General features: G+C 38.3%; 18 protein-coding genes and 1 riboswitch. Of the genes, 8 read left to right on the top strand and 10 right to left on the bottom strand.

Annotation, left to right across the window (positions count from 1 at the left end; translation table 11 throughout):
* Positions 1-18 precede the first annotated feature (18 nt).
* The 3 genes from AEA09_RS03360 to AEA09_RS03350 all read left to right on the top strand — a co-directional run bounded on the left by AEA09_RS03360 (position 19) and on the right by AEA09_RS03350 (position 6074).
* On the top strand, positions 19-1398 hold the full coding sequence (locus AEA09_RS03360; RefSeq protein WP_053582499.1) for an FAD-binding oxidoreductase: 1380 nt from the start codon (positions 19-21) through the stop codon (positions 1396-1398).
* Between the two features lie 497 nt (positions 1399-1895).
* Positions 1896-1987, top strand: a riboswitch (cyclic di-GMP riboswitch).
* A 135-nt stretch (positions 1988-2122) separates the two neighbouring features.
* The gene (locus AEA09_RS03355; protein ID WP_245622771.1) at positions 2123-3964 is read left to right on the top strand and encodes a nitrilase-related carbon-nitrogen hydrolase; all 1842 of its coding nucleotides are present in this window, start codon (positions 2123-2125) and stop codon (positions 3962-3964) included.
* A gap of 58 nt (positions 3965-4022) precedes the next feature.
* Positions 4023-6074 (top strand): methyl-accepting chemotaxis protein, encoded by a 2052-nt coding sequence (locus AEA09_RS03350; RefSeq protein WP_053582498.1) that lies wholly within the window; start codon positions 4023-4025, stop codon positions 6072-6074.
* 468 nt (positions 6075-6542) lie between these two features.
* Here AEA09_RS03350 and AEA09_RS20425 read toward each other — a convergent pair whose 3' ends face one another.
* The gene (locus tag AEA09_RS20425) at positions 6543-6671 is read right to left on the bottom strand and encodes a hypothetical protein (RefSeq protein ID WP_281176694.1); all 129 of its coding nucleotides are present in this window, start codon (positions 6669-6671) and stop codon (positions 6543-6545) included.
* Between AEA09_RS20425 and AEA09_RS19780 the strand changes: the two genes are divergently transcribed.
* On the top strand, positions 6664-6807 hold the full coding sequence (locus AEA09_RS19780; protein WP_156312025.1) for a hypothetical protein: 144 nt from the start codon (positions 6664-6666) through the stop codon (positions 6805-6807). The genes AEA09_RS20425 and AEA09_RS19780 overlap by 8 nt on opposite strands.
* A gap of 249 nt (positions 6808-7056) precedes the next feature.
* On the opposite strand, the gene argF is transcribed toward AEA09_RS19780, so the two are convergent.
* Positions 7057-8022, bottom strand: coding sequence for an ornithine carbamoyltransferase (gene argF / locus AEA09_RS03345; protein ID WP_053582497.1), 966 nt, complete (start codon positions 8020-8022; stop codon positions 7057-7059).
* Between the two features lie 748 nt (positions 8023-8770).
* Here argF and AEA09_RS03340 point away from each other — a divergent pair.
* The gene (locus AEA09_RS03340) at positions 8771-10414 is read left to right on the top strand and encodes an FAD-binding protein (protein WP_053582496.1); all 1644 of its coding nucleotides are present in this window, start codon (positions 8771-8773) and stop codon (positions 10412-10414) included.
* Positions 10415-10443: 29 nt separating this feature from the next.
* Positions 10444-10899, top strand: coding sequence for an SRPBCC family protein (locus tag AEA09_RS03335; RefSeq protein WP_053582495.1), 456 nt, complete (start codon positions 10444-10446; stop codon positions 10897-10899).
* Between the two features lie 85 nt (positions 10900-10984).
* Here AEA09_RS03335 and AEA09_RS03330 read toward each other — a convergent pair whose 3' ends face one another.
* The 4 genes from AEA09_RS03330 to AEA09_RS03315 form a co-directional block, all read right to left on the bottom strand.
* Entirely contained in the window at positions 10985-11626 is a 642-nt protein-coding gene (locus AEA09_RS03330) for a TetR/AcrR family transcriptional regulator (RefSeq protein ID WP_053582494.1), read from the bottom strand.
* 138 nt (positions 11627-11764) lie between these two features.
* Entirely contained in the window at positions 11765-12853 is a 1089-nt protein-coding gene (locus AEA09_RS03325) for a M42 family metallopeptidase (RefSeq protein WP_053582493.1), read from the bottom strand.
* A gap of 120 nt (positions 12854-12973) precedes the next feature.
* Positions 12974-14602, bottom strand: a complete 1629-nt coding sequence (locus AEA09_RS03320) for a Na/Pi cotransporter family protein (RefSeq protein WP_053582492.1) — start codon at positions 14600-14602, stop codon at positions 12974-12976.
* A 229-nt stretch (positions 14603-14831) separates the two neighbouring features.
* On the bottom strand, positions 14832-15317 hold the full coding sequence (locus AEA09_RS03315; RefSeq protein ID WP_053582491.1) for a dUTP diphosphatase: 486 nt from the start codon (positions 15315-15317) through the stop codon (positions 14832-14834).
* Between the two features lie 97 nt (positions 15318-15414).
* On the opposite strand from AEA09_RS03315, the gene AEA09_RS03310 reads away from it, so the two are divergent.
* A complete protein-coding gene (locus tag AEA09_RS03310) occupies positions 15415-15810 on the top strand; it encodes a hypothetical protein (protein WP_053582490.1) in 396 nt (131 codons plus the stop codon).
* A 121-nt stretch (positions 15811-15931) separates the two neighbouring features.
* On the opposite strand, the gene AEA09_RS03305 is transcribed toward AEA09_RS03310, so the two are convergent.
* From AEA09_RS03305 to infC, 4 genes are all read right to left on the bottom strand, one after another.
* Entirely contained in the window at positions 15932-16204 is a 273-nt protein-coding gene (locus tag AEA09_RS03305; RefSeq protein WP_053582489.1) for a DUF1294 domain-containing protein, read from the bottom strand.
* Positions 16205-16285: 81 nt separating this feature from the next.
* A complete protein-coding gene (rplT, locus tag AEA09_RS03300; RefSeq protein WP_053582488.1) occupies positions 16286-16645 on the bottom strand; it encodes a 50S ribosomal protein L20 in 360 nt (119 codons plus the stop codon).
* 54 nt (positions 16646-16699) lie between these two features.
* Positions 16700-16900 (bottom strand): 50S ribosomal protein L35, encoded by a 201-nt coding sequence (gene rpmI / locus AEA09_RS03295; RefSeq protein ID WP_053582487.1) that lies wholly within the window; start codon positions 16898-16900, stop codon positions 16700-16702.
* 31 nt (positions 16901-16931) lie between these two features.
* The gene (gene infC / locus AEA09_RS03290; RefSeq protein WP_053582486.1) at positions 16932-17435 is read right to left on the bottom strand and encodes a translation initiation factor IF-3; all 504 of its coding nucleotides are present in this window, start codon (positions 17433-17435) and stop codon (positions 16932-16934) included.
* Between the two features lie 518 nt (positions 17436-17953).
* On the opposite strand from infC, the gene AEA09_RS03285 reads away from it, so the two are divergent.
* Entirely contained in the window at positions 17954-19636 is a 1683-nt protein-coding gene (locus tag AEA09_RS03285) for a methyl-accepting chemotaxis protein (protein WP_053582485.1), read from the top strand.
* Positions 19637-19679: the final 43 nt, after the last annotated feature.

The raw sequence follows: 19679 nt of genomic DNA, 5'->3' as shown, positions 1-19679 counted from the left end.
TATTCGGAGGCGAGTGGAATGACAATTGGCATTGAACAAATAGTAAACCAACTTAGAAATATTTTAGCGTACGAGCAAGTTTCTACCAATGAAACGGTGCGTGAATTGCATGGAAGAGACGAATCTCACCATGCAACTAGTCTTCCAGATATCGTTGTGTTTCCTCACTCGACAGCTGACGTGAGCGCTATTTTGCAAATTGCGCATGCAGCACGTGTAGCTGTCGTGCCTTTTGGCGTTGGCTCAAGTTTAGAGGGAAACGCGATTCCGATTGAACAAGGTATTTCTATAGACTTCTCAAAGATGAATACGATTTTAGACATTCGTCCTGAAGATTTACTTGTAAAAGTTCAACCTGGTGTCACACGCTCCCAACTTAATAAAGAGCTGAAAAAGCATGGTTTGCAATTTACTGTAGACCCTGGTGCAGATGCGACGCTCGGAGGTATGGCCGCAACAAATGCAAGTGGCACAACAGCTGTGCGCTACGGGGTCATGCGTGACCAAGTACGTGATTTAGAGGTCGTTCTTGCAGATGGCACCGTTATTCATACAGGTAGCTTGGCGGCAAAATCTTCTTCTGGTTATCATTTAAATGGCTTATTCGTAGGATCTGAGGGTACACTCGGTTGCTTTACAGAGTTAACTTTAAAGGTTTATGGGATTCCTGAATTTGTAACAGCAGGGCGAGCAGTCTTTCCGACAGTTGGCGAGGCTGTCAGCGCGGTGGCCGCTTTGTTACAAGCTGGGATTATGGTCGGTCGTGTTGAGCTCGTCGATGAAGCTTCCATGGTACAAGCCAATATATACAATGAAACATCCTATGAAGAAAAGCCGACATTGTTTTTAGAATTCCACGGTAATGAGACCGGTATGCAAGAAGATATTGAATTTGCCACAGCAATTTTCGAGGATTTTAATTGTAGTTCGATTGCCTTTGAGACGGATAACGCCGCACGCAATAAGTTATGGGAGGCTCGTCATTCTCTCGCTTACGCCTATATTCATGCATATCCAGGAAAAAAACTAATGTCCACTGACGTCTGTGTACCCATTTCTGTACTAGCTGAAACAATTTTATATGCACGTAAACAATTAGATGCGGTTGGCCTTGCCGGTGGACTTGTTGGACATGTGGGTGATGGTAACTTCCATGCACTACTAATGCTTGACCCGGCGAATGCAGAAGAACAGGCCAAAGCCGATCGATTCAATGAACATATTGTCCAGTATGCTCTGTTACGTGGCGGTTCATGTACAGGTGAACACGGTGTAGGCATCGGCAAGATGAAGTACCAAGCGACAGAACACGGCGCTTCCTTACTAGTCATGAAGAGCATTAAAGCCGCACTTGACCCACATAATATTATGAATCCAGGGAAAATCTTTACGATGTAGTTTTTTAGATTATGAGGGACTTCTAGGGAAAGTATAGCGACCTAAAAAATTCAGCACTTAAAAACACGGCTCCGCTTAAAATAGGAGACCGTGTTTTTTAATATTATTAAAAAAAGTACACATACACTATTGTTCAACGAATGAAATCCGCAAACACATTAGGTGTATTCACACACCCCCTTCATCTGAAAATAAATACATTGCACTAAAAATTCGAAAACAAATTACAATACCTTTCAAACTATTTATATTTTATAACTATGTCCGTTTCGTTAATCATTTTATTACCATTTATGGGTAAAGTATTATTTTTAAAAAACTTTAATCCCTCTCCCCTAATGCTAATTCCATATTTTACGGTATTTCACTTCAACAAAAGAAACTTAAATAGAAAAATACCATAATTATTTTTGGATAAATATCTTGCATATTCCAAATAAATCTAATAATATACGAATGTGCATTTATACTCATTTTTCAAAAAAATACACACTAAAAAACGATAAAGGCAAACTTATTGAAAAATAAGGACGCAAAGCCACGGGTCTAAAGTTCTAAATTTTTGAGCTACGATCGCCAGGTTACCGGGTAGTCTCTATTTAAGAATGGCTATTCCATATTTATTTGGATATAGTCTTTTTTTTGCCCGTAAATAAAGGAGGAATATTCTGGTAAAACCATTTCTACTTGCACTAACATAATTCTAACTTAGAGGGAGTTCAACATGAAAATCGTAAAAATATTTACTGCATTTATCCTAATGCTATCATTAGTAGCTTTTGGCGGTCACCAATGGAATCAAGATGATACTACTGCAATAGCAAAAGAACGTCTCAATGAAAAAGTTTCAAAGCCTTTTAAAGTAGCAAGCATTCAATTTAACGCAATTTTAAATGAACGCGATAAAAATGTAACAGAGCTATTAAAGTTAACGGAAGAAGCTTTCAAGGCAGGAGCTAAGTTAGTTGTTGCACCTGAAATGTCAACAACTGGTTACTACTACGCTGACCGTAAATCTATTGAACCATTTGTAGACACAATTCCAGGTAAAACTACAAATGCTTTCGCCAAATTAGCAAAACAATATGATGCCTATGTCGTATTCGGGATGCCTGAAGTAGATCAAGAATCTGATTTGTATTATAATTCTGCCGCATTAGTTGGACCAGAAGGATACATCGGCAAATACCGCAAGACACAAATGTGGGAATCTGAAATGCACTGGGCTGCTTGGGGCGACTTAGGCGTACCGGTTTATGATACAAAAATCGGTAAAATTGCTATTAACATTTGTATGGATTCAGCTTATTACGAAACTGCTAGATTAGCAGGCATTAATGGCGCTGATATTCTTGCATTCCCAACAAATTCTTCAGCACAAGCAATCTCAGCTCTACCAGCAAGAGCTATGCAAAATGGTATGTATGTTGTGAGTTCAAACCGTTCAAATACTGAAAATGGTTTCCATATGATTGGTGGTAGTGCTATCTGGTCACCAGAAGGACATAAACTTGCAGAAGCTCCTGTTGTAATGACTGAAAAAGAAGATATTGACGAACCAACTACTATCTACGCACAAATCGACCCAAAACAATTTAATAATAAAAATAAAGAAGCACTACAAGAAAGACGACCTGAGCTTTATAAAGAACTTATGCAAACAGTTGCACCTTGGGACTATACAAAAAATACAACTTCACATGAAATAGTAGCAACTGCCGTTCAGTACGAGCCTGTAATTGGAAATAAAGAGCTCAATAAAACAAAAATCATCAGTTTAATTAAACAAGCAAAGCAAGAGAACCCTAAATTAAACTTAGTTGTTTTACCTGAATTATCATTAACAGGTCCTGTCAATAAATTAACAGAAAAAGAAATTAATAATCTTTCTGAAGATCCAAATGGAGATTCTACACAATTTATTACCGCACTTGCAAAAGAATTGAACATTTCAATTGTTTATGGATTTATCGAAAAAGATAATAAAAATCTTTACAATTCAGCACAACTTATTTCAAATGATGGGAAAATTGCTGGTAAATATCAAAAAACACACTTAAGCACTAGTGATAAAAAATGGGCGACAGCTGGTTCATCACTACCAGTATTTGAAACAGAAAACCTCGGGAAAATTGGCATACTTTTAGGCGAAGATGCGATGTATCCTGAAGCATCTGGTGTATTAGCGGTGAAACGCGCAGATATGATCGCAATTCCATCGGCTTGGAACGGCCAATATGGCGGTAAAATGGAAATCAACAAAGTTATGTCTGTTAACAAATATCCAGAAAATTCCATGGTTATTTGGGATGCAGTAGCCATTGGTGCACAAGCTTATACTGTAGTAGCCAATTACGTTGGTACTGAAGATAACTACTTAGGTGGCAGTAGTTTATATACACTAGATCCTCTATATGGACTTGACCAACCAGTAGTAGCATCAAGTAACAAAGAAGAAGCGGTAACTGTTACATTTGAAACGATTCAAGCAGATGCTTGGTTTAACCAAGAGATGTTAATTCTTTCAAGACAGCCTGCTTACTTTAAACCATTAATATTAGAATAAATGCATTAGAAGAAGGTACAGTGGTGTACCTTCTTCGTGCATAAACAGAGGTGGAAATGTGAGTAAAGGTAGATTTTCATTTAAAGCAAAGCTATTAATTTATTCATTACTTCTTTCATTATTACCAATGACCTTAATTGGACTGTTTGTTAATGCTGAGGTTAGTGAATCAACAGAGGAAGATTATATTAAATTTAGTGAACGAGAAATTAAGCAAGTTGACAATGCACTTTCAATCTTCTTCCAATCAATTAGAGAAAATGCGATGTTGTTAGCTACCAACCCATCTATAGTGAATGCCGATAATAGCATTACATCTTATGTAGATATTACAGATAGTAATTTACTAGAAATGACACCGTCAAAAAATGGGGCAAAAGAGAAAGCCATCTATGACGTATTTGCACAATTCGGGAAAACACATCCTGATGCAGCCTATGTTTACATGGGTACTGCTGATGGTGGATATGTTCAATATCCTGAAGGTCCTACTATCCCTAATTTCAACCCAACTGATCGTCCTTGGTATACGACAGCTTTAGAAAATCCAGGAAAAGTAAAAGTAACGAGTGCCTATGCTGCAACTGGAATTGATGGGGTTATCGTAAGTAATGTAGTGACTATTGAACAAGATGGAACGCCAATAGGTGCACTAGGTATCGATGTTAGTCTAGACGGATTAACTACTATTATTAATGATATAACAATCGGAAAAAATGGCTATGTAATTTTAGTACAAAACGATGGCACGATATTAGCAAACCCTGCTAATCCTAAACTAAATTTTGAAAAAGTCTCTAAATTAGACGTACCTGCTTTAAAGAATTTAGAAAAAGATGGGACAGTTGAAGCAAAAATTGATGGGAAAGACTTCTTATTAAACGTAGTAAGTTCTAACAATGAAGGTATGAAGTACATCGCTGTTATTGAACAAAATGAGCTTGCTGCTACTGGGGATTACATAGGGAAAATCATCATTTTCTTAGGCGCCATTTTTGCAGGTCTTGCGGTGTTAGTTTCGTTTGTAATGAGCTCTCGTATAACTGGAAACATCAAAAAAGTGAGTGACATATCTTTAGCCATGTCTACAGGCGATTTAACACAACGCATTTTCATCAAAGCCAACGATGAAATTGGAGATATGGGTAAAAATTACAACATTATGGCTGAGAGTTTGAAAGAAGTCATTACAAAAATCTCAGATGGCTCTCAACAATTATCAGCGACATCTGAAGAACTAGCTGCTGGTGCAATAGAGAACCAAAAAGCATCAACTCAAATATCAGAATCTATTCAAAGTGTTGCTGCAGGGACCGATGAACAGAATATGGCTATGGAGCATGCTGTAGGAATAATAAATGAAGTTTCCAAGCATGTAGAAGACGTTACTGGTAGCATGAATGATGTAAGTAATTCGATTGATCTTTCAGCTGAAACAGCTAAACAAGGTAGTGAAGTTGTCAATCAAACTGTTAAACAAATGGATGAGATTGATAGAAACGTTACCTCTTCTGCTGAAAAAATCGGCGAATTACATGAAAAATCGAATGAAGTAAGTCAAATTAGTTTGATGATACAATCAATTTCCGAACAAACAAATTTACTAGCATTGAATGCTGCAATTGAAGCTGCAAGAGCTGGCGATCACGGTAGAGGCTTCGCTGTTGTAGCAGATGAAGTTCGTAAACTTGCGGAACAATCAAGCCATTCGGCACTACAAATAAGTGAAATTGTTATGGATATTAAAGTTGGTATTCAAGATTCCATGGACCTTGTAGCACAGGGATCGAATTCAACAAAGGAAGGTTTGAAACTTGTGAATCAAAGCGGAAGAGCCTTTAACGAAATCAAAGACTCCGTTTTAACTGTTTCAACGAATATTAATGAGGTTGGTTCAGCCATAACTAATATGAAACATCGTATTTCAGAGGTGGTCAATCAAATTGAGCATGTGTCTCGAACTTCTCTAAGTGTGAATGACCATTCTCAAAATGTTGCTGCATCTTCTGAAGAAATGAGCGCATCCATGGAAGACGTATCATATGCAGCTAAAGAATTAGCGAAAATGGCAGTAGAACTGGAAGAAGTAATACATCAATTCAGGTTGTAATTGTAAAAAGGAGCTAGCTAACGCTGAGGGCACGGAAAAAATGTTTTTTTAATAAATTCTCTAATAAAAATAGGACCTAAAGGATTTTGCGCTCTAGCATTCGCTTTCCGCAGGCACAGCGTAAGCCGCAACCCTCGCTACGCGCGGTTTGTTGCGTCTTACGTCTTGTGCTGTTCCTGCTGGAGTCTCACGCTGCCGCGCAAAATCCTTGCATAGTAAAATAATACCCTATGAAAAATTACTATAAAATAATCTTAGTTTAGAGTTTTTCAGTGCCCTTCTAACGCTAGTTCTTTTTTGTTTACAATTTGACAAAACAGAACTAATCCAATTATGGTGTAGAATTGCGACATCTATCTCGTGTTCTATTGATTTACTACGTGCCGCACAGTTGGCTATACTCCGCTATAAATAACATACAGGATAACTTTTAACTGAGGAAAATACGGCCTCATCACAACAAGTTCCTCAATTTAAAAACCAAACACCATTTTTTTGTGCTTGGGGTACGTAGCCATCACGCTTTGGTGTTTTTTGGCCACCTGAGCATGCTGAAGTTTTAATCTCAACAGAAAATGGCGGTGTAGTCATGTACATAGATACACACTCCACTAGTGGTAAATGGATTATTACAACGCTGGATCTAGATTTCCACTACGGCTCTTACTTCATACCAGCAACTGATTGGTTTTTCGAAGGCTTCTTCCCTTATTTAGCATACGGGGAAATCTAATATGTAATCATATTGAACTGCGAATTTTGTGCGGTTTTTTCCTATTCATAACAAAAAAAGCAACCCAGCGTCTCCCAGGTTACTTTCACTATGTAGCGATGAAGCCATCCATCTTGATAACGTACATCGCGCGTGGTTTACATCCCTCTGTCTGCATGCCACTGATTATGTTATTCACATTGGCACCCTCTGTTGCCAATGTGAACTCTATATATAGTACTTCTCAACCAGAGAAGCATATGTCGAACATTACGCTAGAATTGAAGCGAGTACTGCCTTTTGAGCATGTAAACGATTTTCTGCTTGCTCAAAGATGTAGGAATTTGGACCATCGATAACAGATGTTGCAACTTCTTCCTCACGGTGAGCTGGTAAACAATGTAAGAACATGTAATCAGGTTTTGCATTTGCTACAAGCTCATCGTTGATTTGGTAACCAGCGAAGTCTTGTAAGCGTTTTGCAGCTTCCTCTTCTTGTCCCATCGATGTCCAAACGTCTGCATATACAGCGTCAGCATCTTTGACTGCTTCTACAGGATCATTCGTAATTGTAATTGTACTACCGTTTGCTGCTGCGATAGCGTGTGCTTTTGCGATAACCTCTGAATCGCATTCATAGCCAACTGGCGTTGCGACTGCCACGTGCATACCTACGTGTGCAGAAGCGACTACTAATGAGTGCGCCACATTGTTGCCATCTCCAACATATGCAATTTTAAGTCCTTTTAGTTCACCTTTATTTTCAGCGATTGTTTCTAAATCCGCTAAAGCTTGGCAAGGGTGATAAATATCTGTTAAGCCATTGATCACTGGAATTACTGCATGCTCGGCAAGTTCTTTCACCATCGCATGAGAGTTTGCACGAATCATAATGCCGTCCAAGTAGCCTGATAGCACATGTGCTGTATCATGAATTGACTCACCGCGTCCGATTTGTAAATCACGTGCATGCATAAACATACCTTTACCGCCCAACTGATTCATACCTACTTCAAATGAAATACGTGTACGCGTTGAATGTTTTTCAAAAATCATGCCAAGCGTTTTACCTTCTAGTAATTTAGGGCATTTCCCTGCTTTTGTAATTGTCTTTAGTTGCGTTGACAGTGCTACTAATTGCTCTACCTCTTCACTTGTATAGTCAAGCAATGTCAGTAAGTCTTTCCCTTTTAAACTGGATACTAACTTTAACTGAACTTCTTCTAGTAATTTCATTGCTCTCGCTCCTTGCTTTCGTTGCTGTTGAGTTTATTATATACATGCATAAATATAAAATCAACTGAATTTTTATGTTTATTTCAAAAAGTTAGAATTCACATATACTTTGTGTCAAAAATACGACTTAACGCATTTTTATGCATATTACATCATTACACTTCCACCATATACCCTCTTAAATTTATAGTCAAAGACATTGAAAAATTTAATTGCTGATAAATAGAGATGGGTACTTTTACAAGAGTATCGCATCACCGTACCTACTTCTTTCTATTTAAAGAAAAGCAATCAGGCGTATTGATTAATCATTTTCACCCAATCCTAATAATAGAAAAAGTTGATTTCCGCTACAGACTACTAGCTCCCCTGCGGACGAGCGTCGAATACCCCCTGCTACACTCTACAAAAATAGCTCTCTATTTCCGGTAAATCTTTTTATGAGAAGATTAGTATATAACGTCAAAAATACAATATTACCCCAATTGACACTTAAAAAAGCAACAGATTTTTTGAGTGCCCACCATGCGTTTGATAGCAAATTATTGATTTAAACAGAAAATTATTAATTTTACCTACAAATTAAACGTTTTTTCCTCTTATACTTCTTAATAACTAGTAACTTCCAATCATTTACTAAATTATACTTGATATGACTTACAAATATCCCTTAAAATACAATTAGTGATAGTGATGCTATCATTTTCTGAAGATTCAATACATATTTTATATTATAGGAGGTATAACCATGCCAGCAAAAAAACCTGCACAATGGCACGAAGAAGTCGATGTAGTAGTACTCGGAACAGGTGGAGCAGCATTTACATCAGCTATTTTAGCTGCTGACCAAGGCGCAAAAGTTTTAATGCTTGAAAAAACACACCAAATTGGTGGTACTACTGCTTATTCAGGTGGCGTTCCTTGGATTCCAATGAACCGCTATATGAAAGAAGCAGGCATTGAAGATTCACGTGAAGATGCACTCAACTTCATTAAACGTCTTTCACAAGGGAAAGAACCAAATCCGGCATTAATTGATGTATTTGTAGACAACGGTCATGCAATGATCGACTATTTACATGAAAATACACCCGTACGATTCTCTGTACCGGGAACATATTCAGAATATTACGCCCATTTACCTGAAGCACTTCATAACAGTACACGTTCGCTCGATCCAGATCCATTTGATTTAAATACAATTGGCGAATGGGGCTCATTAGTTCGTCAAAATCCATTATTCCCGCCTCTTACACTAAATGAGGGTGGTGCAATTGGTGGAATCGATTTTACAGTCGTAGCAGACCGTATGGAAAATAACATTGTCACAATGGGACGTTCTCTCATCGCTTCATTATTAAAAGGTGCTCTTGACCGCGGTATCGATATTCGCATCAATACACCAGGTAAAGAGTTAGTAGTAGATGACAACGGCAATGTTATTGGCGTTGTGGCGGAAAAGGACGGCGAAAAAATTTACATCGGCGCACGTAAAGGTGTTGTTTTAGCATCTGGTGGCTATGAATGGAATAAGGAATTAGTGAAAACCTTCCTTAAAGGTGAAATCACGCATCCAATGTCCCCTCCTGGAAACGAAGGAGATGCACTGATTATGGCAATGGAAGCTGGTGCCGCGCTTGGCAATATGAGTGAAGCTTGGTGGTATCCATCCATGCAAGATCCAACATTTGAATACGAAGGCCACATTATCAACCAGACTGGTAGTGGTCGTATGGGTCCTAACAGTATTATGGTCAACAAGTATGGTAAACGTTTCGTACACGAAGGCACTACATACAATGATTTACCACGTGCATTCTACGAGTTCGATCCTGTAAAACTGGAGTATCCAAACGAACCGCCTGTATGGATGGTTTTCGACCAACAACTAAAAGACAGTACAATGATTATTACAATGATGCCAGGCGAGCCTACTCCTGATTGGGTAGACCAAGCGCAAACGCTAACGGAATTAGCTGAAAAAATCGGTGTAGACGCTGCTGGCTTAGAAGCGACAGTTGCTCGTTGGAATGAACATTGCGATAACGGTGTGGATCCGGATTTCCACCGAGGCACAACGCATTTTGAAAACATTTTAGGCGGTGGCGGTAATGCCGAAGCCAATCTTGGTCGCATTGAAAAAGCACCATTTTATGCAGTACCTGTAAACTTTGGCGCACTTGGCACGAATGGTGGACCAAAGATCAATGAACAAGGACAAGTGATGAATCTTCGCGGCAATGTAATTGAAGGCTTATATGCTGCAGGTAATGCCGCAATGAGCATGCTTGGCCCAATTTATCCAGGTGCTGGTGGTACGATCGGGCCAGCTATGACAATGGGATATGTACTAGGAAAAGTAGTAGGTGCCACAGCATCTCGTACTATCTAATCTAACTAGAGAAATGAGCGTAAACAACTATGCCAAACGGAACACATACAGTAGAACTACAAGTACCAATCGAAAGAATTTGGGCTTTCGTGCAAGACATGAACAACTGGGCACCTCTTGTACCTGGTTACATTCATCACGAAATATTAAGTGAAAACCAATCTACTTGGGAATTCAAAGGCGATCTTGGCTTCATGAAGAAAAAAGTTAAATTACAAGTAGATATTACTGAATGGCTAGAGCCAACAAAAGTAACATTCAACCTTAAAGGACTTTCTGACAACTTTAACGGTGGCGGTTACTTCGAGGCACAAGTCATCGATGCGAACTCCACGCGCATGACTGGTTATTTAGACATTACAGCTGGTGGTATGATGGGTGCAATGATTAACACCATTCTGAAAAACTTCGTACCGGAAACAGCTACTGAGCTAACAGACACAATCGCTGCAAAAATCCACGAAGTTGAAGGTGTAACAGCTTAAATTTCCAAACTCAACAAAGAGGTTAGTTCACCTATGTGAACCAACCTCTTTTTTTTAGAAAATAATTACCTATGTAGTCTTTAGATTAGTGTTTCGGTTTTAAATAATCTAAAAATATATTTTTCACAATCATCGCTTGATCGGTTGGAATGAAATCCAACGTTCCCATTCGCGCACTTTCAAAAAATGATAGCTTTCTTCCAAAAATGCCAAACACATTTGCCATGGCACTCATCGTTGCTTCTATTGAAATGTCTTCTCGTACAGACTTATCCTCAAGTCCTTCACGAATCATTTGCGCAATAGTATTCGTAATATTAGCATAGGCCTCGTAGTATTGAGCGATATCTTCAAGTGGTTCCTGTGAAAATGCTACATACGTCTCAAATGCTTCAAGTAGCTTCATCTTATCTAATAATTCTGGTTCTGATAACTTTATGTAGTGATTGAGTACCTTTTCAAATTTCTCATAGCTCGTCCCACCACTTTGTAATATTTTTTCAAATGTCGGTAGACTTTGCTCTAATATTTGCCTGATCACCGCAATAATTAGCTTATTCTTCTTTGGGAAATAACGAAATACTGTTGCAACACCAAGCTCTGCCTCATGTGCCACATCCTGCATTGTCGACCACTCAAAACCCTTCCTCACAAAAACTTTAAAAGCTGCCTGCAAAATATGCTGTGTGCGGCGCTCACGTAGAACCTTACTTTTTTGTTCATTCATGCTTTACAACCTCACCCCTATTAATCACTAGTGACCTTACTAAAAATTTACAATTTTGTCAATTAGCAATTTTATTATTTTATGTAACTCCATTGAGAAAAAAGAGCCTACCTCTGAAGGCAAGCTCACTTTACGTATTTAGTCAAAAATAATTTTATTCACTGCATCACGGTCTAATTTCTTAATCACTTCTACGATTAATTTAACGGCATTATCGTAGTCGTCACGATGTAAAATTCCCGCATGTGAGTGGATGTAGCGTGTCGCAATACCGATTGATAGTGCAGGGATACCGTTTGCAGTTACGTGAATAGAGCCAGCATCCGTACCGCCACCAGCCATCGCCTCAAATTGATAAGGGATGTTATTTTCTTCTGCTACATCTAGTACAAATTCACGTAAGCCACGGTGTGATACCATCGATGCATCGAACACGACGATTTGTGGGCCAGCACCCATTTTACTATTTGATTCTTTTGGAGTTACTCCAGGTGTATCTCCTGCAATACCTACATCCACTGCAAATCCGATATCTGGTTGGATTTTGAATGTAGACGTTTTCGCACCACGTAGGCCGACTTCCTCTTGTACATTGCCCACTGAGTACAAAATGTTTGGATGTTTTTCATCTTTTAATGCTTTCATCACATCAATTGCAATAGCACAACCAATACGGTTATCCCAAGCTTTTGCTAATAAGTATTTGTCGTTTTTCATGACGTTGAATTCAAAATATGGTGTCACCATATCGCCAGGACTAACGCCCCATCCAAGTACTTCATCTTTAGAAGCTGCACCGATATCGATGAACATATCTTTAATATCTACGACTTTGTTGCGTACTTCAGCCGGTAAAATGTGAGGTGGTTTAGAACCGATTACCCCGATAATTTCTTCGCCTTTACGAGTTGTAATCGTCACACGTTGTGCAAGCATTACTTGGCTCCACCAACCGCCAACAGTTTGGAATTTGATAAATCCTTTGTCATCGATTTGTGTTACCATGAAGCCGACTTCATCTAAGTGTCCTGCGACCATAATTTTAGGACCATTTTCATCGCCCACTTTTTTGGCGATTAGGCTACCTAAATTATCTGTTTCAATTGAATCTGCATAAGGTGCAATGTATTGTTTCATCACTTCACGTGGTGCACGTTCGTTACCTGGGATACCATTTGCATCTGTTAAATCTTTAAACATTTGCAATGTTGAATCTAATTGCGTCATGATTTTTCCTCCTAAATCTTATGTCTTCCCCTATTATAATTCGTTTACCGAAATATTTCTAATAAATCGTCTGAAAATTGAGGTAAAAAATAAGCATTCCCGAAAGAATGCTTATTTATCTTAATCTTGTTCAAAAATTGTGTCAGCAATGTTGTTGGCATGGTCGCCAATACGTTCTAGATTACTGATAATATCCGCAAATACAATGCCTGCTGAGCCCGAGCAAATACCTTCATTCAAACGTCGAATATGGCGTTTGCGTAATTTACGTTCCATTTCATCAATACGGTTTTCTTGCTCTCTCACTTGCTGTGCCAACGACACATCGCGTGTATCAAGTGCCTGCATTGCTACTTTTACTGTATCAATGACAAGCTCAAACATTTCCTCTAGCTCTTGCGTTGCTTCTTGACTAAGTTTTATGCGGTTCGATTCTTTATAGTCAATAAGCTCGATTAAGTTTTCTACATGATCACCAACACGCTCAATATCCCGAATATTTTCAAGTAACGCATGATGGATATGAGAATTTGCACCTGATAATGATTGCTTCGATAAGCTAACTAAATAATCCGTTGTTTTTTGATCGAGATTATTAATTGCCTCTTCTAATTGTGCAGCTGTGTTTGCCTGCTTCGTATCCATTGTTTTTAAATAATCGAGTGATGCAAGTAAGCCTTGTACACCAAAATCACCCATACGCACAACCTCTTGTTTTGCTTGTCCTAACGCAATACCTGGCGATTTTGTAATCAACGAGTAATCTAAGAACTGCGGTTTATATTCAACAATTGTGTCCTCACCTGGAATTAGTTTCGTCACGACATAAGCCCAAACACCTATTAATGGTAGCTGAATAAGTGTATTAGCAACGTTGAACGATCCATGTGCAAAAGCAATTTGCATTTTAGGTTCTAATCCTAATACGCCCGAAATCCACTCGATATAATTCGTAAATAATCCAAGGATGAGCAAGAAAATAATTGAACCAAATACATTAAATAATACGTGCGTTGCCGCTGCACGCTTTGCCGCAACAGAAGCCCCTAATGCTGCCAAAATCGCAGTAATCGTTGTCCCGATATTATCACCGAAAAGTACTGGTAACGCACCATCAAGCGTTATTAAGTTTTCTGCATATAAGCCCTGTAAAATACCTACTGTTGCAGAAGATGACTGTACAATTAACGTAAAAATCGTACCAACAATGACGCCTAGAAACGGCGAATCACTCATATTTAGAGTTAAATCAATAAAAGCCGGCCATTCGCGTAAAGGTTTCATACCGCTCGACATCAACTCTAGGCCGATAAATAAGCCCGCGAAGCCGAATAATACTTGACCAATATTTTGAATTTTACTTTTCTTAAAGAAAAATAGCAGGACTGCCCCAAGTGCCATAATAGGATATGCATATTCCCCTACATCTATCCCGATGATGAAGGCAGTAACTGTCGTCCCGATATTCGCCCCCATGATGACACCAATCGCTTGTCGTAATGTCATAAAGCCAGCGCTAACTAAACCGACCGTAATGACGGTTGTCCCTGAGCTCGACTGAATAAGTACTGTGACAAAAATACCAACTAATACACCCATAAATGGATTGGTCGTAAAACGATCTAATATATCTCTTAAACGGTCTCCAGCTGCTTTTTGCAGACCATCGCCCATATATTTAATTGCAAATAAAAAGAGCCCTAGACCTCCTAAGAATTCGAAAATCATTTCCTGCCAATTTAACTCCATGTTGCCACTCCTTCATGTTTGATCACATTCATTATAAAAAATCGCGCCCTTCTGTGTTGACCTTCAGCAGAGTTTTAACATTTTCTTTACATAGTGTTTACAATACAGCCGTATTTTCGGCATATTTCTTTATAATTTTATGTTACGCTTTATGTTTAAAGAATTTTCCCTCTTTTAGGCAAAAAAAACCTTATGAAACACAATGAATGTGTTTGCATAAGGTTTTTCGCTAATAGCCCGTACGTTGGCGTTTATAATTTTCCTCATTTTTTTCTATATACGCACGCACCACATCTTCAAAGCTAAAACCTAAATTATAAGCAATTAATCCATAGCATTGCCAAATAGCTAGGTAGTCATCCTCTGTCGGATTGTGGATAAACGTTAAAATTGTATTTTGCGTCATTAAGAAAATTTCTGTTAAATCCTGCTTTTCTTCAATAACTGGCCACTTCTCGATTGCCGTAAAGCCTTTGAGTAAGCCCAGTGATAAAATAAAGTGGATTGAGTCTACATACTCTTCTAAAATTACATTTCGTTCAGAAGGACCCTTCGTGCTCCAAAATTTAAAGCACCGTGTTTCATTAGCAAGCTCTGCAAGCTCTACCATGAGTGCAAGTCCCTTCTCCTTAAAAACATCGCGCTCAATCTTCTGCGTTTTCTCGATAAAGGTATCTAGCCCTTTTTGCATTTCAAACAGTTTTTGTAAATTCATTATATTTCTCCTAATTTTTTTTTTTGAAAAATGAAACTAATTGCACCCCCTAATCGTATAGAAAAGAATAACCTTTATACAAGGGGGAAAATCTAACATGTTGCCATTACTAATTCGACTTGCTGTCATTGCGCTTATTATTTATGTATTTTATAAAGCGATTCGTTATATAACAGACCCAAAGCGAAAACTGGACGAGGCCTACGAAAAAAACCAATATTATTTTTATGATGATGTCAAAAATGTCCGTAAGAATTTCTTCATCTCCTACAAGGGTGCACTTTTTGAAGGCGAAAAATACTTAGGCACTACAGAAGATGCTTTTGAAATCGTGACAATTTTCATCGGTGCACGTGACGCCGCTACATTGCAAGGTCTCACAAAAAATGACTTCGAATACCTGCAACAAGAGATTTTAACGAGCTACCCAAATGCAAAAATTAACTGGAAACAACCTATTGAACAGCTTATGCGCGATACGTCCTCGAACTGAGGGCGTATTTTTTTGTTATCGAATCGAATTTTAGATTTATCAAACAGTTTACTAATTTTATCGGATAACTTTATTAAATTATCTACACCAACCTTACAAACACATAAAAAGCACCTCCCAACTAAAGAGAGATGCCCCATAAACGCACAATCATGAATATTTGCAACGCGGCCAGTAATGGAAAGCCGAATGCGAAGCTATTATGACGCGTTTTGTGGCGAAATAGATACATGCCTAGTACACCACCAACAGCACCACCACAGATTGCTAGAGTAAATAATGTACGTTCAGCAATTCGCCACTCCTGCTTTTTCGCACGAGATTTATCCATCCCCATGAAAACGAGCAATACAAGTGAAACAACTGCCATATAAGCAAGTAGAGCCTGTGCCATAACTACCTCCTTAGCTAGAAAAAAAGACTGACGGAAAAATCCATCAGCCTTAAATGTAAATATTTTTGACATAATCAAAAATTATTTAGCAATTGCACTTTTAGCAGCATCTGCTAGTTGTGTGAATGCTTGTGCATCAGTTACAGCTAGGTCAGCTAACATTTTACGGTTAACTTCGATACCAGCAAGTTTTAAACCGTACATTAAACGGCTATATGAAAGACCGTTCATGCGAGCAGCTGCGTTGATACGAGTGATCCATAATTTACGGAAATCACGTTTCTTTTGACGACGGTCACGGTATGCATATTGACCTGACTTCATTACTGCTTGGTTAGCAACTTTGTATAATGTATGTTTTGAACCGTAATAACCTTTTGCTAATTTTAAAACCTTTTTACGACGCTTGCGCGTTACTGTTCCGCCTTTTACGCGTGGCATACTAATTACCTCCTGCTTTTCATTTAAAAATGAATTTTATGTTTTTGTTCGATCTTATTTCATGTAAGTAAGTAACGTACGGATACGTTTGAAATCACCAGATGTAGCGATTTTAGCTTTACGTAGTTTACGTTTAGCTTTTGTAGATTTGTTAGCGAATAAGTGGCTACCAAAAGCACGGTCAAATTTTAATTTCCCAGTACCCGTTTTTTTGAAACGTTTCGCAGCTCCACGGTGTGTTTTCATTTTTGGCATGTCGAATTCCTCCTAAACTGTTCGTTTAATATTATTTCTCGTTCTTTGGTTGAAGAACTAAGAACATGCTTCGGCCTTCCATCTTCGGCTTTTGTTCAACCGTAGACACTTCAGCACAAGCTTCAGCAAAACGATCTAGCACACGCTGACCAATCTCTTTGTGTGTAATCGCACGACCTTTGAAACGTAGGCTACATTTAACTTTATCGCCTTTTTCAAGGAATTTGATAGCGTTACGTAGCTTCGTTTGGAAATCATTTTCATCGATTGACGGGCTCAAACGAACCTCTTTCATCACGATTACTTTTGAATTTTTACGAATTTCGCGGTCTTTCTTTTGCTGTTCAAACTTAAATTTACCATAGTCCATGATACGAGCGACTGGCGGCTTGGCTTGAGGGGCCACAAGGACAAGATCCAAGTTTACACGAGTGGCGATTTCCAACGCTTCATTACGTGTCTTTACACCAAGCTGGTCACCATTGTGATCGATTAATCGAAGTTCACGTGCGCGAATGCCTTCGTTTACATACATGTCTTTGCTAATAGTAATCCACCTCCAAGTAGTTGTCGCGAATACATGGTTTGGGCAAAGCCTTGCCCGGTTGAACGGTACAACCTTCTAGCGTCTGTCCATAAAAAAAAGACGGACATTTTGAAGATGTCCGCCCGCTATATGTGCATACGCCATCAAAGCGTAAAACAATTCAACGTGTCATAACCTTGAAACAACTCATAAAGAGCGTTAATCAGGTGAGAAGCGGGCAGCCTCTACTTCAACCACAAACTTTGTATTCATTAACCTTCACAATAGTATCATGTCTTTTTTTGAAAGTCAACTATATTTTATATCATCCATATATAAGCTCGATTCTACTACTAAATTACGATAGGAACACTCGTGTTTCTTCCTACTATAATATACACGATTATTTATTAATTTCAAAATTAAGACAAAAATACTTAATGCCAAATATTACCTTAACATTTCTTGGTATTTGTTTTATGATTATTATGAAAGTACAAATATTCTAACGAATTGAGGAAAAGCAAATGACTATTCGTAAAAAACTTTTATTAAGCATTGGCATTTCTGTTATTGTAACATTACTCGCATGTACCGCTTCTTTCTGGCAATTACGTAGCATCGAATCGCAATACAACAACACAATAACAGTCGGATTACCGCAATTAAAACTAGCTTCCGACATTGAATACTACACACAAATGCAAATGACACAGGTACAGAGCTATCTACTGGGCGATCAAGAAGCACTTGGTCTAGTTAAAGAAGTGCAGCAACAAATAAATAAAAACACTCAAGAGTTAAATACAACACTCAAAAACGATGAAGCACAACTGTTACTAAAAGATGTTATCCGAGATGTTGAGGCGCTTGAAAAAAGTGTAAATGAAACTATTAATCTTAATGATACGAAGGATGTAACTACTGCAGCTGCCTACTACGTGACAGATGTAAAAGAAAAAAGCACACAAGCAATTGCATCAACAGGTGAATTAACAATATTAATCAGTACTTTTTTTGATAATGCAATACTTGAGGCCGATAAAAAAGCACAACAATCGTTATATACTGGCACTCTAATTTTTATTATTGCTATTTTCATCGGAATTGCAACTTCATTCATGTTAAATCGATTAATCGCTATGCCATTAAGAAATTTACAAATTAACGTACAACAAATTGCCGATGGTGATTTAAGCGTTCCTACATTAGAAATAAAATCAAAAGACGAAATAGGACAATTAACAACTTCGTTCAATGTAATGAAGGATTCATTACAAAAGCTAATCATACATTTATCAGACAATGCTACTCATTTAAGTTCGTCTGCTGAAGAGTTAAGTGCATCAACCGAAGAAGTGACTGCCTCAGCCATTGAGATGGCACAGCGTTCTGAACTAGGTGCTCAAAATACGCTATCAGCAGCACAAACTGCTCAGGAAAGTGCAGTAGCGATGGATGAAACTGCTTCTGCAATTCAGCGGATTGCTGAATCTTCACAAATGCTACACAATAAAGCTTCTGATACAGCAGAAATAGCCGATCAAGGGGCAACAAATATCAATTCTGCTAGCAAGCAAATGACAACAATTTACGAATCAACTAAGTTAACAACTGAACTCATTCAAAAATTAAGTAAGCAATCCGAAGAAATTGAAAGCATCTCGCGCGTAATCACAAGCATTACAGAACAAACTAACTTACTGGCACTAAACGCTGCCATTGAAGCTGCACGTGCCGGAGAACATGGTAAAGGCTTTGCCGTTGTAGCTGATGAAGTACGTAAACTCGCTGAAGAATCAAATGCATCCGCAAGTCAAATCGTCGCATTAACAAATGAAATTCAAACAGAAACGAAAAATGTGGAAAAAGCAGTTCAAGAAAGTTTACAAACTGTAGAAGCTGGAGTTGGGATTATTAACGAAGCTGGCACATCATTTAGCCAAATCGAAAATGCCGTAGACGATATGAAATCACAGATTGAAGATATTTCTGCCATCACAGAAGAAATTTCTGCAGCAGCTGAAGAGGTAGCCGCTTCTGTTACTGAAATCGCAATAGCTGCGAAAACTACAGCTGAACAAGCTGAAAGTTCAACAGAGGCTTCACAACAACAATTATCGACAATGCAAGAAATTAGCGCTGTCTCAAATGACTTAAGTAACCGTGCAATCGATTTACAAAATGCGGTCAATCAATTCCGCATTTAATAGAAAAAGACCTCGTTCCTATTTTGGGACGAGGTCTTTCATT

This window comes from Lysinibacillus contaminans (assembly GCF_001278945.1).
Taxonomy (GTDB): Bacteria; Bacillota; Bacilli; order Bacillales_A; family Planococcaceae; genus Lysinibacillus; species Lysinibacillus contaminans.
Note: the sequence above shows the minus strand (reverse complement) of the source record. Positions and strands in the feature narration are given on the sequence as shown.

Bases quoted from the DNA above. Each gene is read 5' to 3' on its own strand.
- AEA09_RS03360 (WP_053582499.1), top strand. From the start codon at position 19: ATGACAATTGGCATTGAACAAATAGTAAACCAACTTAGAAATATTTTA.
- AEA09_RS03355 (WP_245622771.1), top strand. From the start codon at position 2,123: ATGAAAATCGTAAAAATATTTACTGCATTTATCCTAATGCTATCATTA.
- AEA09_RS19780 (WP_156312025.1), top strand. From the start codon at position 6,664: ATGTACATAGATACACACTCCACTAGTGGTAAATGGATTATTACAACG.
- AEA09_RS20425 (WP_281176694.1), bottom strand. From the start codon at position 6,671: ATGTACATGACTACACCGCCATTTTCTGTTGAGATTAAAACTTCAGCA.
- argF (WP_053582497.1), bottom strand. From the start codon at position 8,022: ATGAAATTACTAGAAGAAGTTCAGTTAAAGTTAGTATCCAGTTTAAAA.
- AEA09_RS03340 (WP_053582496.1), top strand. From the start codon at position 8,771: ATGCCAGCAAAAAAACCTGCACAATGGCACGAAGAAGTCGATGTAGTA.
- AEA09_RS03335 (WP_053582495.1), top strand. From the start codon at position 10,444: ATGCCAAACGGAACACATACAGTAGAACTACAAGTACCAATCGAAAGA.
- AEA09_RS03330 (WP_053582494.1), bottom strand. From the start codon at position 11,626: ATGAATGAACAAAAAAGTAAGGTTCTACGTGAGCGCCGCACACAGCAT.
- AEA09_RS03325 (WP_053582493.1), bottom strand. From the start codon at position 12,853: ATGACGCAATTAGATTCAACATTGCAAATGTTTAAAGATTTAACAGAT.
- AEA09_RS03320 (WP_053582492.1), bottom strand. From the start codon at position 14,602: ATGGAGTTAAATTGGCAGGAAATGATTTTCGAATTCTTAGGAGGTCTA.
- AEA09_RS03315 (WP_053582491.1), bottom strand. From the start codon at position 15,317: ATGAATTTACAAAAACTGTTTGAAATGCAAAAAGGGCTAGATACCTTT.
- AEA09_RS03310 (WP_053582490.1), top strand. From the start codon at position 15,415: ATGTTGCCATTACTAATTCGACTTGCTGTCATTGCGCTTATTATTTAT.
- AEA09_RS03305 (WP_053582489.1), bottom strand. From the start codon at position 16,204: ATGGCACAGGCTCTACTTGCTTATATGGCAGTTGTTTCACTTGTATTG.
- rplT (WP_053582488.1), bottom strand. From the start codon at position 16,645: ATGCCACGCGTAAAAGGCGGAACAGTAACGCGCAAGCGTCGTAAAAAG.
- rpmI (WP_053582487.1), bottom strand. From the start codon at position 16,900: ATGCCAAAAATGAAAACACACCGTGGAGCTGCGAAACGTTTCAAAAAA.
- infC (WP_053582486.1), bottom strand. From the start codon at position 17,435: ATGTATGTAAACGAAGGCATTCGCGCACGTGAACTTCGATTAATCGAT.
- AEA09_RS03285 (WP_053582485.1), top strand. From the start codon at position 17,954: ATGACTATTCGTAAAAAACTTTTATTAAGCATTGGCATTTCTGTTATT.